Genomic DNA, 13,426 nt, shown 5'->3' on the forward strand with positions numbered 1-13,426 from the left:
CGAGCGACCGGCGACGGAAGCCCGCTTCCATCCAGAGGGCACTTCTCTTCCGCTCAGGAGGCGCGGGCGGTAGGGCCCGCCTGTCCGGCCGGCTTTACTGCTCGACGGGCGGCTTCCGCCTCCAGCGCGCGGCGCAAGGTGGCGAGCAGGTGCTCGGCCTCTCCCTCGCGCAGGGCACGGCCGCCGAAGCGGGCCTCCAGGTAGCGGCGGGTGAGGGGCGTCAACGCCAGCGCCAGCGGATGACCTTCACGCGCCAGTCGCGTGGTCAGGTCCTCCAGCGTCTCGTGTTCAAAGCGCGGCACATGGGCCTTTTGGAGCACCACGTCCACCCGGTCGAGGAAGCGCGTGGCCTCCAGCACCGGGGCGCGGCCCGTCCAGCGGGAGACGAAGCGGCCCGCGCGCCAGACCACAAAGGCCACGACGGCGGCCGTCACCCACGCGCGGGGCGGGGGCAGGCGGCTGGGGCCTTCGTTCGTTGGAGCGCCGGGCGCACGGCGCGGCGGGCGGACCAGGGCGCTCGCCAGTTCGAACTGGTCGCGGAAGGAGTAGTCGACGACGGAGTTGCGCCAGCGCGACTCCACCGCTTCATAGAGCGCGAGCACCTTCTCCAGCAGCGCGGAGCCCTGGCTCGTGCGGTTCGACGGCGGCGTCGCGTCCACGGTGACGAAGCCCCGCCCCGGGACGAGCACATGCGTCCAGGCGTGCGCGTCGCCCGCGCGCACCAGGTAGCCGCCGTCCATGCGCGCGCCGCCATAGAAGCCCGTGGCGAGCCGGGCCCCGATGCCCTGTGTGCGCAGCATCAACGTGAGCGCGGTGGCGAAGTGCTCGCAGTGGCCCGCCTTGCGCACGAAGAGGAACTCCGCCAGCGGATCCTCCGGGGTGCCTGCCTGGTCCAGCGTGTACCCGTAGTCCCGCTGCAGGAAGCTGGCGAGCTTGCGCGCGGCGGCCAGCGGCTCCCTCTCTCCCTGGAGCACCTGCGCCGCGAGCTGCGCGACACGCGCATCCAGGTGCTCGGGCAGCGCCAGGAGTTGGTCGCGCTCCGCCTGGACCAGGCCGTCGGACATGCCCTTCTTCGCGTCCGGCGGCAGGCTGTAGGCCTCGTAGGTGTACGAGGGCGCGGTGACGGTGAAGCGCACCTCGCCCCCGCCCTGGAGTTGCACCGGGCTGTTCCGGGTGCCGGTGGGCGTGTGGGCCATGGCGTTGCCCAGGCGCGAGGGCATCTCCAGGGCAATCAGTGTGCGGGCGCCGTACGCGGGCAGCAGCTCGATGCGCTGGTGGAGGAGCGTGTCGCTGGCGGGGCGCAGGGTGATCTGCCGCTCCGTCTGCTGCGCGCCGACGACGTTCGTCCACTCCATGCCGTCGAAGGTGTCGTAGGTGCGGCCCACCCAGTAGGCGTCCAGCGCTTCGCGGCCCGGATCCGGCGTGAGCGTGGCGCGCAGCACCACGCGCGGGTTGCCCTTGATGGTGCCCGCGCCGCCCAGCCGCACGGTGTTGGAGTAGCCCGCGCTGCTCACCGCGCCGAAGCCCGGCGCCGAACGCGGCCCCACCATGGCCCAGTTGAGGCGGGGGAAGAGGACGAAGAAGGCCACCGCGCCGGCCACCGCGAACATCACGCCCACGGACAGCGGTCGCAGCACCGCGCGCACCGGCACGGGCTCGCCGTCCGGTACCGCCGCCTCCACCACGCCCAGCGCCAGCGCCAGGCTGGCCAGCACCCCGAAGGCGATGAGGCACAGCGCGTACGTCATGTCGCCCGACAGCGCCGCGCCACCGGCCACCATCAAGAGGCCCGTCAGGTGCGTCTGTCCATCCGCCGCGGCGTCCGGCGTGGACAGCATCCGCTGCGCGGCGATGAGGCTCGCGAAGGCGCACGCCGCCACCACCGCGTTCATCGCGCCGGCCGTCAGCTGGAGGCCCAGGAGCACCGCGGCGATCAGCAGCCCCAGCGCGGACAGGCGGGAGAAGCGCGCGACGAGCCGCACGTCGCACAGCGCCAGCACCAGTGCTCCGATGAAGACGCCCAGCACCCACACGGGGAGCTGGCCGGACATGGCCATCGCGGCGAAGGCGAAGCCCACCGCCAGGTCGCGCAGGGCGAGCCGCAGCCTCAAGGGGCGCTTCACGCCGCCTCCCGGGAGTCCGTCCCTGCGTCCACGCCCTCGAAGCCCACCCACGCGAGCGCCTGGAGGATGCGCCGCTCCTGCGAAGCCCCCGCCGCGGGCCGCAGCGCGCGCTCCGGCAACTGGAGGCCGACCTCATGTCCCGCGTCCAGCAACTGGTGCGCCTGGGCGGCGACCTCTTCACACCGGCGCTCCAGCGCGTCGCCCGTGAGGCCCGTCTCCAGCGCGAGCTTCCAGATGCGGCGCTCCTCGCGCTCGCGCTCCACCTTCAGGAGGCGCCCCGCCGCGGCGCTCTTCAGCCAGTGGATGCGGCGCGCGTCCTCGTTCGGGGCAAGCTCGCGCAGGCCCGCCACATCGCCGGTGCCGTCCAGGTGGCGCGGGCTGCCTGACTCGCCCCGGGGGCCCTTCTCCGCGGGCCCCGGTTCCTTGCAGGCGTAGCCGCGGCGCGGATACACGAGCAGCGTCCCCTCCAGGGAGAACACGCGCGTCTTGGCGAACAGGCCCAGGGGCCACGTGGTGGTGACGCGCACGCCGGACAGACGCACGGGGCCCCGGTGTGGCGCGGCCAGGTCCGCCCGGACGATGTGCTCACTGCCCGCGGACAGGTGCCCCAGCTTCCCGGTGCCGGTGAGCGGCGAGAGGTCCTCGGAGAACGTCAGCGCGAAGCCGTGGCCCTTCTTGCGCGACACCGCCCAGCGGTAGGCGAAGGGCTCGCGCGCGAAGGCCGCGTCCGCGCCCACCCGGCGCACCGTCAGGTCGCGCAGGCAGCGCTCCGACAGCACGCCGGACACCACCACCATGCTGAGCAGCAGGCCCAGCAGCAGGTAGAGCAGGTTGTTGCCCGTGTTGAGCGCGCCCAGCCCCACGCCGAACGTCACCACCAGGTACGTGCGGCCCGTCTTCGTCACCGACAGCGTGCGCGGCGGACGAAGGAGGGCGCGCAGCCGCGCCTTGAGAGGGGGGCGGGCTTGAGCCTTCACCGGGGCGCCGCCACCTTGCGGGCGATCTCCTCCACCAGGTGCGCTGCCTCGTCCCGCGCGGACACGCCCTGCACGGCGCTCCTCAAGAGCACGCGGTGCGCCCAGCAGGGCACCAGCATGGCGCGCACGTCGCCGGGGGTGACGAAGTCGCGCCCCTCCCACAAAGCCTGTGCCCGGGCCGCGGACCCCAGCGCCAGCACCGCGCGGGTGGACGCGCCGCGCTCCAGGTCGCCGTGCTCGCGCGTGGCCCGCGCCAGCCGCACCACGTAATCCGCCACCGTCGCGTCCAGCTTCACGTCCTGGGTGAACTCACGCAGCGACGCCAGCTCCTCCGGCCCCGTCACCGCCTCCACCGACGGCAGCGGGGACGCCGCGCCGCGCGTGGTGAGCAGGCGCGCCTCCACATCCGGCGCCGGGTGGCCCAGCGACAGGCGCACGAGGAAGCGATCCAGCTGCGAGTCCGGCAGCGGATAGGTGCCGGAGAAGTCCACCGGGTTCTGGGTGGCCACCACCGTGAAGGGCGAGGGCAGCGCGTGGGTCTGGCCGTCCAGCGACACCTGGCCCTGGGCCATGCCCTCCAGGAGCGCGGATTGGGTGCGCGGGGGCGCGCGGTTGAGCTCGTCCGCCAGCACCAGCTGACGGAACAGCGGCCCGGGCCGGAAGGAGAAGGTGGCCGTCTGCGCGTGGAACACCTGCGCGCCCAGGATGTCCGTCGGCAGCAGGTCCGCGGTGAACTGGATGCGGGCGAAGGACAGGGCGCACGCTCGGGCCAGGGCCTCCGCCAGCGTCGTCTTGCCCACGCCGGGCATGTCCTCCAGCAGCAGGTGCCCGCCGGCCACCACGCAGGTGACGACGCGCCGCACCTCCTCCGGTTTTCCCTGCACGGCGCGGCCAAGCTGGGCGGCGAGCCGCTCCATCACCGCGCGCGCGGAAGCAGGGGAGGGAACTGGACCGAGGACGCGAGCGGGCTGGGTCATCTAGGCGCGGACTCTAGCCCAGGCAAACGCCCGCCGGCACCCCTCCAGGCCGCCCGTGTTCCACGCCGGATGCCCGCTTGCCTTGGAGGCGCGGGCACTTGCCGGGGATGCACACGGCCCGGAGGGCCCTTCCTCCTCAGACGGAGAGGATGTCCTCGGGCGTGTAGTACGCCCGGTGCGTCGTCGGCGAGGCCAGCACGCCGAAGTAGCGGAACATCCGCTCGTGGTGCGTCGCCAGCCCGCGCAGCTGCACGGCGCCGTCCTTCAGGCCGTGGGTCAGGACGCCCACCGCGCTGTCCTTGAACTCACGCAGGTGCGCGAAGTCCAGGACCACCTCGCTCTGGCCCAGCGCCTGGAGCGAGTTGCGCAGCTCCTGGGCCGTGCGGCCGTCCAGCGTTCCTTCCAGGCGCAGCGTGATCCGACCCGCCGCCTCCTCCTCCCGATGAATCTGAAGCCCCGTCATGATCCGCGCTCCCGCTAAGGTGTGCACGTGTGTGCCACCCGCGATGTGATGGCGGCTGCCGCACGTTTCCGGACCACAGGGGTGGTCCGGGTTCCCACCGCAGGGTGGGGGTGCACAGCCGGAGCCGAACAGTGCATCTTCACCGGCGATCAGGTCAGTGCCGGGCATGCAACTTCGGCTGGAGTGTTGGCGACCGGGCGGAGCGCATGTCACGCAGCGGTCAACCCTTGCGGTCGGCTGTCGGCTGCTCGGCACGCAGGCTGATGGCGCGCTCCTGCTGGGCCTTCAGCTTGCGGAACTCCTTCACGACCTTGGCGGGGTAGCCGGCCATGAACTTCACCCGGTTTTCCTTCTTGGCCAGGATGCGCTTGGCCAGCCCGGGACCCGCGTTGTAGGCGACGAGCGCGCCCTCCACGGAGCCGAAGCGGCTGATGAGGTCCGCCAGGTACGCGGTGCCCAGGTTCACGTTCGTCTCGAAGTCGAACAGGTTGGTGTGGCGGCCCAGCCGCCAGCCGGACTTCTCCGCCAGGTACTTGCCCGTGTCCGGCATCACCTGCATGAGGCCCATGGCGCCCACGCCGGACACCGCGTAGTTGTTGAAGGACGACTCGCAGCGGATCAGCGCCACCACCAGCAGCGGATCCAGGTTGTTGCGCTCCGCCTCGCGGACGATGGAGACCGCCAGCCGGCGCTGCTGCCGCTCCGGGAGCCCGGAGGCGCGCACGGCCTCGGCCACGCCCATCTGCTCCGCGCGGAGGTAGTCCGCCTCGTCCTCATAGTGCTGCAGCCGAGCCAGGGCGGCCTTGAGCTGTGCGTCCTTCTCCGCCAGCTGCGCCCTCAGGGCCGCGACGTCCGGCGCTTCCCCCTGCGCACCCACCGGAACCTGCACCGGGAACGCCACCGCGTTCGTCCCCATCAGCACCACCGCCGCCGCCATCGCCACCGTCCAACCCCTCATCACGCCCTCCCCTGGCGCCCAACCACTCGCGCCCGCTGACTCGCCCACACCCAGCGGCTAAGCAGGCAACGTGCCAGCGTACGTAGCGTGCGCCAGCTGCCTCACGGATCCTTAAGAGAGGGGCTGAAACAGGGCTGGCATGGCCCACGGCATCCGGAAAAAATGCCCGGCCTGGGAAGTTTGTTTCCCAACCTGACCCTGCAGAAAGCTCCACCTGTTGCCGCGGTGCCTCCGCGTTCCTAGCTTGCGCCCGGTCTGATTATCCGAGGCCCTGTGTGGCGGGAGGCGTGGCGTGTACTGGACCATGGGCATCATCTTGATGGTGTTGTGGGTGATGGGGCTGATCACCGGTTCAACGGAGGGGCAGTGGGTGCACCTGCTCCTGGTGTTCTCGCTCATCGCGTTCGTGCTGGCCGTCGCGTCGCTGGGGCGCCGGCGGGGGCTGGCATGAACCTGCCGGAGCTGGACATGGCGTGGCTGGAGCTGCCGCGGGACAAGGCGGGCTTCGTGCGGCGCGAATGTCCCCGCTGCCAGCGCTCCTTCAAGACGCGGCCCAGCCGCCACGACGCGGGGATGCTGCAGCGGCTGCTCGCGGGCTACTTCCCCTTCGAAAACCTCCACGAGGCGTACACGCCCGAGGAGCTGCCCGCGTGGCACTGCCTGTACTGCGGCCACCGCGCGCTGCCGGACGCGTGGCTCACGCCGGATCAGTCCGCGCACGTGGAGCAGATGGCGCGCGCGTGGGCGAACCACGTGCGGTACGAGCAGCTGGCGTACGTGCAGCGCACGCTGTCCCAGAACCCGCGGCCCACCTTCATCTCCGTGGCGCCGGAGCCGCTGCCCCGGCCGCTGCCTCCGGACGAGGAGATGCTGCGCACGCTCCCCATGGTCTGTTGCGGGGACGAGGTGCAGGCCCAGTGGGAATGGGATCTGCCGATGGTCTGTCCGCGCTGCGGCGCGCACCACGGCGGGCTTTCGGGCCGCCACCAGGTGCAGCTGGAGTTCGTGCACGAGTAGTGGACGGGCAGGGCGCGCGGAGGGCAGGCTCCTTCGCGCGATGAAGCCGTTCCCCCCGGTCCGGGTGGTGTTGCTGGCCTTGCTCCTGTTGGGACCGGCCGCCGCCCATGCCCACGAAATAGAGGTCGCGCCCGCAGCGGTGGACGGCTTCGCCGGCTGGGTGGGCGAGGGCATCCGCCACATCCTGGCCGGGGCGGATCATCTCCTGTTCCTCCTGGCGGTGCTGCTGGTGGGCGGCTCGTTCCGGCGGATCCTCTTGTTGGTGACGTCCTTCACGCTGGCGCACTCGCTGACGCTGGGGCTCACGGCCCTGGGCGTGGTGACGCTGGGCGCGCGGGGCACGCGGTGGGCCGAGGCCGCGATCGCCGCTTCCATCCTCTACATGGCGCTGGAGAACCTGCTTCTGCGCCAGCACGGGCACCGCGCGGGGCTGACCTTCCTGTTCGGCCTGGTGCATGGGCTGGGCTTCGCGAGCGTGCTCGGCGGCTACGGGGTGGGGACGGACGTGGTGCCGGCGCTCCTGGGCTTCAACCTGGGGGTGGAGATGGGGCAGGCGGTGGTGGTGGCCTTCCTGGTTCCCGTGCTGCGAATCGTTCAGCGCAGGCCCCGTTTGCACTCGAGGGTTGTGCGCCTGTCGTCCATTGGCCTCGCGGGAGTGGGGCTTTATTGGATGGTTGCTCGCGCGGTCGGTTGAATTGCACCAACAGCGTTCCTAGCTTGCGTCTCACGAGGGTGGGGGAGGGACGCTGATGGGAGCGAGGCATACCCGGCTGGCAGCCGCACTGGCCGCCGCGTGGGAAGCAGAAGTGGTGTCGGCCCGTCGTATGACGGGGCTGGCGGAGCGCATGAACGACGCGCGGGTCCGGGCGCGCCTGATGGTGCTGGCCGCCTTCTGCCGCGCCCATGCATCACGGCTCCTGGCCCGCCTGGCGGCGCTGGGACGAGGGCCGTTGCCGGTGCCTCCAGAGGAAATCGATCTGGATCCGGACACGGTGCTGGAACTGCGACGGGAGGGGGCCTTCGCTCGAGCATCGGCCGCGCGCTACGAGACAACCGCGGAGATGGCGCGCCAGCACGCGGACCTGTCATCCGCCTGGGTGTGCGAGCTGAACCGGACCGAGGAGCAGGATCGGGCCCGGGAGCTGCTCGCCCTGGCGGAAGGGGCCCTGGCGGCGGTGCGACGGGGCGAGTCCCAGGCCGTCGCGGCTCCCGCGGATTCCTGAGGGGGCGGAAAGAGGGCCGGGCGCGGGGAATGCGCTCGGTCGGTGACAGTCCTGGCGTCTTGGGCGTATGAATCCGCCCATGGCGAAGGAGAGCTACAACGATCTCATCTTCCAGCTCGGCGACCTGGCCCGGGACGTCCTCCCGGGCAAGCCGAACTGCCCCCGCTCCATGGAACGCGTCTACCGCGCCGAAGAGGTGCTGGAGGCGCGCCGGGACGAGCTGGCGGCGCTGGAAGCGGAGATGAACGACGAGGACGTGGCCTATCAGGACTTCCAGGCGCAGCACGAGGATGACTGCGGCGCCCAGAAGGAGATCACCGGCCGGTTCCAGAAGGCCGTGACGGCGGTGGAAGGCAAGGTGAAGGGGCTGCGCAAGACGCTGGCCACCCGCCGCGCCGACCTGCGCTACGCCATCGTGGGCCTGAAGAAGCTGGAGGCGAAGCTCGCGGACCTGGAGATGACCACCCAGGATCCGGTGAAGCTGGACGCCGCCAAGCAGAACCTCAAGAAGAACCGCATCGCCCAGATGCGCCTGGCGCGCGAGGTCGAGGACTGGGAGTCCCAGCTGGCGGCCTCCCTCACGCCCACCCCCGGCCAGCCCGGCGCGGCCGGCATCCTGGCGCACAAGCGCCTGATCGAGCTGGAGGACGCCGCGGAAGAGCAGAAGACGCAGCACGACGCCCGGATGGCGGAGCTCGACCAGTCCATCGCCACCAAGGAGGAGGAGATCAAGGGCGCGGAAGATTATCTGGATCAGGCCCTGTTCCTCCTCGGCGAAGAGGTGTATGCCCAGCGCATCGCGGACGGGCAGCTCAACCCCTTCTACAAGCGGTTGGACGTCGCGCAGTGAGGGGTACGCCCACCCTTGGTGCTTGACGTTGAGGACGTGTTTGCTATCTTGCGCCGCTTCCTGGCGGCCGCAGGTACGCGTGTAGGCCAGTTCATTGAATTCATTGGGCTTTCAGCGCCACGGGCGCTCGCTGTGAGGACGACGTGAAGGGTCTGATTGGCAAGAAGATCGGCATGACCCAGGTGTTCAACGACGAGGGCAACCTCGTTCCGGTGACGGTCATCGACGTCAACACCTGTCTGGTGGTCGGCAAGCGCACCCCGGAGAAGGATGAGTACTCCGCGGTGACCGTGGGCTTCGGCGAAATCCGCGAGAAGCTCTTGAACAAGCCGGAGCTCGGCTTCTTCAAGAAGGCCAGCGCCACGCCGCGCCGTCATCTGCGCGAGTTCCGCGTCACGGCCGAAGAGGCCGCGGGTTTCAACGTGGGCGACGCCGTCAAGGCGGACATGTTCACCAAGGGCGAGCTGGTGGACGTCACCGGCGTGACCAAGGGTCGCGGCTTCTCCGGCGTCATGCGCCGCTGGAGCTTCAAGGGTTCGCAGACCAAGACCCACGGTACGCACGAGTATCAGCGTCACCCGGGCGCCATCGGTCAGCGTAAGACGCCGGGCCGTACGTACCCGAACAAGAAGATGCCGGGTCACTACGGCGTCGATCGCGTCACCACGCAGAACCTGACCGTGGTGGACGTGGACGTGGAGAAGGGCCTCGTGCTCGTGAAGGGCGCGGTCGCCGGCCACAACGACGGCATCGTCATCGTGCGTCCCTCCATCAAGGTGGCCATGCGCGCGCAGCACAAGGCCGCGCGCTGATTCGCAGCCACTGACGCCGGGGCGCTTCACCGCGCCCCGTTCGACGCCCCGCTTCCGGCACCTTCGGGTTGCCGGGCGGGGCGTTCGTCGTTTCCGGGGGCGGTGTCCGCGCGTGCTCGCGGGGGCTGAGGCCTCGCATCCGTGCGGAAACGTTGAGTGCTGGTCGCCCTGGGGGCAAAGGGCGAAAACTTTACCGACTGCCGCTGGGATCCGCTTGCGGTGAATGGGCGCCGTGCTCACATCGCTGTCCCACGCCGGAGCCTCGCCGTCCAAGCAGACGGGTTGCCATCCGGATCACCCAACGGCCCACCCCCGGGCCGGGCAGGAGATATGAACGCACGCACGCTTCGCGTCTTCGCCGCGCTGAGCCTCTCGTTGACGGCTCTCGGCGCCGCCGCACAGGAAGACGGCGTCCTGGACTCGGCGGTCGTCCGCAATCGGCTCTACAAGCCCGCGGGCCATCCGGAGGTGTCCCTGTCCGTGGGCCTGCCAGTGCAGACGCACCTGACGGCGCACTACTTCTTCGACGTCGGGCTGGCCTACAACCTGTTCGACACGTTCGCGCTGGAAGCGCGCGCGGGCTACGCCGCCAGCCGCCACACGGGCCTGGCGCGCTCCATCTCCGAGTCCTTCCTGGACCGCGAGGACAAGCGCGTCACGGACGAGCTGGAGGACATGTGGCGGATGGGCCTGCACGGCGTCATCGGCGCGCGGTGGGCTCCCATCTACGGGAAGATCAGCCTCGTCGCGGACATCCCGGTGCACTTCCAGACGTACCTCTGGGCGGGCGGCGGCCTCACCAACCTGAAGCGCCAGTCCGTCATCCAGTGCTCCCAGGTGGTGGATCGGGCCGCGGGCGTCTGTGACAACCGCACGGCCGTGGATGACCGGGGCAGCGCCACGGAGAACTACTGGGTGAAGGAGTCGCGGGTGGCGCCGGTGGTGTCCGCCGCGCTGGGCTTCCGCTTCTTCATCAAGGAGCAGCACGGCATCCGGCTGGAGCTGCGCGACTGGATCTTCAAGGACAGCTACCGCGTGAACCTGCTGCGCGACGACTGGGAGGCCGGCAATCCCACCGGCGAGCCCGCCGGCAGCCCGGGCCTCACGCACCTGGTGCAGTTCGACCTCGGCTACACCTTCTCCTTCTGACCCATTCCTATGCGACCCTTCCGTTCCATCGCGCTCCTCGTCGCCGCGGTGCCTGCCCTCGCGTTCGCGCAAGGCGCCTCCCCGGCGCAGCCGCCGGCCGCTCCGGGTCCGGATGCGACCGCGCCGGCTTCTCCTTCACCGGCTGAACCGCCGGAGCGCCAGCGCACCGAGCGCGACGCGCCGGCAGTGCCCCAGTCCATTCCCGAGGCCGCGCCGGCCACGCCGTCCGCGCCCGCCGTCACCGGTGAGGACGACGCGGACAGCGCGCCGGCTGCCCAGGCTCCGGCCGCCACTGCGCCCACGGACGCGCCGGTGCTGGACACCGGCGAAGCGCCGCGCACCACGGACGCGCAGCAGCAGCGGCTGGTGAATGGCGCGCCGCTCTACAACCCGAACGTCAACGTCCACATCGTCCAGAAGAAGCGCTTCGCGGACGAGGGCAAGCACGAGCTGGTGCTGTACCCCGGCGTCGTGCAGGTGAACGGCAAGTTCACCAACCACGTGGGCACCGGGCTGAACTACGTCTACCACCTGCAGGAGAACTTCGCCCTCCAGGTGGGCGGCCAGTACAACTGGTACTCCGACGAGAGCGACTTCAACCTGGAGCTCATCGACAAGGTGCGCGAGCAGGCCCAGGCCGCGTCGTCGCTCCTGCTCCAGTGGGGGGCGTACGCGGGCGTCGAAGTCACGCCGCTCTACGGCAAGTTCGCCTTCTTCAATAACTCGCTGGCGCAGTTCAGCGTGGTGCTCAGCGGCGGCGCGGGCATCGGCAAGACGCGCCACCTCATCCGCCCGGAAGTGGCGAACGAGGTGGAGGGGCAGACGTTCCAGGTGCCCGCGCGCTTCGGCGACACGGGCAACAAGTTCCTGGGTGAGGTGGGTGGCGGCTTCCGCGTGCAGTTCGGTGAGCACTACGCCCTGCGCCTGGAGGTGCGCGACCTCATCTACACCGCGCGAGTGGACAAGGTGGATGGCTGCAACCTGGCGGACTTCGAGGCGCTGGAGGCCGCGCGTGCCGCCAACCAGCCCTTCGACGGTCTCAGCCTGAGTGGCAGCTGCAAGGTGGCTAAGTTCGACGGCGTGGACCCGAAGACGAAGAAGAACTACCGCGAGGACATCATCCTCGGGAGGGACCTCGTCGCCGAGCCTTCGTCGGACGTCCTCAACAACGTCAGCTTCTACGCTGGCTTCTCGGTGCTCTTCTAACCATGTCCCGACTGCTCCGACTCCTCGTCGTCCTCGGGCCCCTCGCCGTGTCCTCGGTGGCCCTCGCCCAGCAGGACGTGGGCACCTACAACCGCGCGCTCTCCGCCTTCAACGAAGGCAAGCTCGACACCGCGGCCCCCCTCTTCGCGCAGCTGGCGGAAGGGGAGGACGCGGACCTGAAGGGCAAGGCCGAGTTCTACCTGGCGCAGACCTTCGCCAAGAAGGACCTGCCCGTCGCGGCCTTCATCTCCTACGCGGCCATCGTCAACGCCGGCCCCGCGCACCCCTCGTACCTCAAGGCCATCGAGGGGCTGGTGGACATGCAACAGCGGCTGGATGAGCAGAACCTCATCCCCAGCATCCTCAACCAGGCCTACACCGACGAGGTGCGCGACCGCTGGGTCACGCTGCCCAAGGAGGTGCTCGCGCGCATCAACTACCTGGTCGGCACCGCCAGCCAGCGCCGCATGCGCTTCGAAGAGTCCCGCTCGCTCCTGGAGGCCGTGCCCGCCGACAGCCGCGTCTACGCGAAGGCCCGCTACCTGTTGGGCACCGTGCTCGCGGACCCGCGCTTCCCGGGGCGTCCCGGGGAAGGGGAGACGCTGGACAAGGAGGCCATCGCCGCGGTCCAGGCCGTGCTCAACACCAAGGAGCCGCAGGTGGAGCTGCCGGAGACGCGCGAGCTGGCGCTGCTGGCGCTGGGCCGCGTGCACTACCGTCGCGGTGAGTACGCGGACGCGGTGAAGGCGTACGAAGGCGTGCCCCGTTACGCTCGCTTCTGGGACCAGGCCCTGTTCGAGAACGGCTTCGCCCGCTTCCAGAACGAGGACTTCGGCGGTGCGCTGGGCAGCCTCCAGGCGCTGCACGCGCCGCAGTTCGAGGGCGCCTTCCAGCCCGAGTCGTGGATCCTCAAGGCGACCGTCTATTACTACTCGTGCCTCTACGACGAGGTGAAGACGACGCTCGCCGCGTTCGACGAGCGCTATGGCCCCATGGCCAAGCAGCTGGAGCCCTTCACCGGCGAGGACGTGGCGCCCATCCAGGCCTTCAACCTGGTGGCCTCCGAGAACCGCCGCCTGCCGCGCGCCGTCTACCTGTGGATCCGCAACAACGAGCGCATCCGTGAAGTGATGCGGACCCTGTCGCGCGTGGACCAGGAGAAGCGCGCCATCAGTGAAGGGCCGTGGCGCGGGACGCCGTTCGCCGCGCAGACGGTGGCGTCGCTCGAGGACATCCGCACCACGCTGCTCCAGGTGGGCGGAACGCTGGCGAAGAACCGCATCAAGGAGGCCGCGGACAACCTCCGCACCTTCTCCGACCAGGCGGAGATCATCCGCGTGCAGACGGCGCTGGATGAGAAGGACCTCTTCTCCGAGGGCGTGGACCAGAAGGCGCTGCTCACCCGCCAGACGCTCTACCGCCCGAAGATGCCCGGCGCGGCGTGGAACTACTGGCGCTTCCAGGGCGAGTTCTGGATCGACGAAATTGGCTACTATCAGTACACGCTCAAGCGGGGCTGCCCCGCACGGCAAGAGAAGTAGGCAAGTAGGAGCCGGTCGCACCCGGCCGCCATGAGCAGCACCCAAGAGGCCCCGCCACCGTGCGTTTGTCACGGGGGACGGGGCCTCTTCGCGTGATGTTGAGTCCTGGAAGGTGGCTCGGCGTGATCGC

14 protein-coding genes are annotated in these 13,426 nt (G+C 70.3%); 9 read left to right on the plus strand and 5 right to left on the minus strand.

Features of this window, described 5'->3' with window-relative positions:
- Nucleotides 1-53 precede the first annotated feature (53 nt).
- The 5 genes from D7Y04_RS12275 to D7Y04_RS12295 form a co-directional block, all read right to left on the minus strand.
- Entirely contained in the window at nt 54-2,123 is a 2,070-nt protein-coding gene (locus D7Y04_RS12275; protein WP_121759454.1) for a DUF3488 and transglutaminase-like domain-containing protein, read from the minus strand.
- On the minus strand, nt 2,120-3,100 hold the full coding sequence (locus D7Y04_RS12280; RefSeq protein ID WP_121759455.1) for a DUF58 domain-containing protein: 981 nt from the start codon (nt 3,098-3,100) through the stop codon (nt 2,120-2,122). The genes D7Y04_RS12275 and D7Y04_RS12280 overlap by 4 nt, the downstream gene beginning before the upstream one ends.
- Nucleotides 3,097-4,077: a MoxR family ATPase gene (locus D7Y04_RS12285; protein WP_120600120.1), complete on the minus strand. Its 981-nt coding sequence runs from the start codon at nt 4,075-4,077 to the stop codon at nt 3,097-3,099. Before D7Y04_RS12285 ends, D7Y04_RS12280 begins: the two co-directional genes overlap by 4 nt.
- A 136-nt stretch (nt 4,078-4,213) precedes the next feature.
- Nucleotides 4,214-4,540, minus strand: coding sequence for an STAS domain-containing protein (locus tag D7Y04_RS12290; protein ID WP_120600119.1), 327 nt, complete (start codon nt 4,538-4,540; stop codon nt 4,214-4,216).
- A 220-nt stretch (nt 4,541-4,760) separates the two neighbouring features.
- Complete coding sequence (locus tag D7Y04_RS12295) at nt 4,761-5,498, minus strand: lytic transglycosylase domain-containing protein (RefSeq protein WP_120579618.1); 738 nt, start codon at nt 5,496-5,498, stop codon at nt 4,761-4,763.
- 292 nt (nt 5,499-5,790) lie between these two features.
- On the opposite strand from D7Y04_RS12295, the gene D7Y04_RS12300 reads away from it, so the two are divergent.
- The 9 genes from D7Y04_RS12300 (at nt 5,791) to D7Y04_RS12340 (ending at nt 13,296) form a co-directional block, all read left to right on the plus strand.
- Nucleotides 5,791-5,949 (plus strand): lmo0937 family membrane protein, encoded by a 159-nt coding sequence (locus D7Y04_RS12300; protein WP_120525751.1) that lies wholly within the window; start codon nt 5,791-5,793, stop codon nt 5,947-5,949.
- The gene (locus tag D7Y04_RS12305) at nt 5,946-6,515 is read left to right on the plus strand and encodes a hypothetical protein (protein ID WP_120579617.1); all 570 of its coding nucleotides are present in this window, start codon (nt 5,946-5,948) and stop codon (nt 6,513-6,515) included. The genes D7Y04_RS12300 and D7Y04_RS12305 overlap by 4 nt, the downstream gene beginning before the upstream one ends.
- 40 nt (nt 6,516-6,555) lie before the next feature.
- On the plus strand, nt 6,556-7,209 hold the full coding sequence (locus tag D7Y04_RS12310; protein ID WP_121759456.1) for a HupE/UreJ family protein: 654 nt from the start codon (nt 6,556-6,558) through the stop codon (nt 7,207-7,209).
- A gap of 115 nt (nt 7,210-7,324) precedes the next feature.
- Nucleotides 7,325-7,738, plus strand: a complete 414-nt coding sequence (locus D7Y04_RS12315) for a hypothetical protein (RefSeq protein ID WP_223743187.1) — start codon at nt 7,325-7,327, stop codon at nt 7,736-7,738.
- 79 nt (nt 7,739-7,817) lie between these two features.
- On the plus strand, nt 7,818-8,588 hold the full coding sequence (locus D7Y04_RS12320) for a hypothetical protein (protein WP_120599972.1): 771 nt from the start codon (nt 7,818-7,820) through the stop codon (nt 8,586-8,588).
- A 143-nt stretch (nt 8,589-8,731) separates the two neighbouring features.
- The gene (rplC, locus tag D7Y04_RS12325) at nt 8,732-9,400 is read left to right on the plus strand and encodes a 50S ribosomal protein L3 (protein ID WP_120599973.1); all 669 of its coding nucleotides are present in this window, start codon (nt 8,732-8,734) and stop codon (nt 9,398-9,400) included.
- Between the two features lie 330 nt (nt 9,401-9,730).
- Complete coding sequence (locus tag D7Y04_RS12330; protein WP_120599974.1) at nt 9,731-10,549, plus strand: outer membrane beta-barrel domain-containing protein; 819 nt, start codon at nt 9,731-9,733, stop codon at nt 10,547-10,549.
- A gap of 9 nt (nt 10,550-10,558) precedes the next feature.
- Nucleotides 10,559-11,755 carry an outer membrane beta-barrel domain-containing protein gene (locus D7Y04_RS12335; RefSeq protein ID WP_120599975.1) on the plus strand — a complete coding sequence of 399 codons (1,197 nt, stop codon included), beginning with the start codon at nt 10,559-10,561 and terminating at the stop codon, nt 11,753-11,755.
- 2 nt (nt 11,756-11,757) lie between these two features.
- Nucleotides 11,758-13,296, plus strand: coding sequence for a tetratricopeptide repeat protein (locus tag D7Y04_RS12340; protein WP_121759457.1), 1,539 nt, complete (start codon nt 11,758-11,760; stop codon nt 13,294-13,296).
- Nucleotides 13,297-13,426 lie beyond the last annotated feature (130 nt).

The sequence above is a fragment of the Corallococcus sp. AB038B genome (assembly GCF_003668955.1).
Classification (GTDB): domain Bacteria; phylum Myxococcota; class Myxococcia; order Myxococcales; family Myxococcaceae; genus Corallococcus; species Corallococcus exiguus.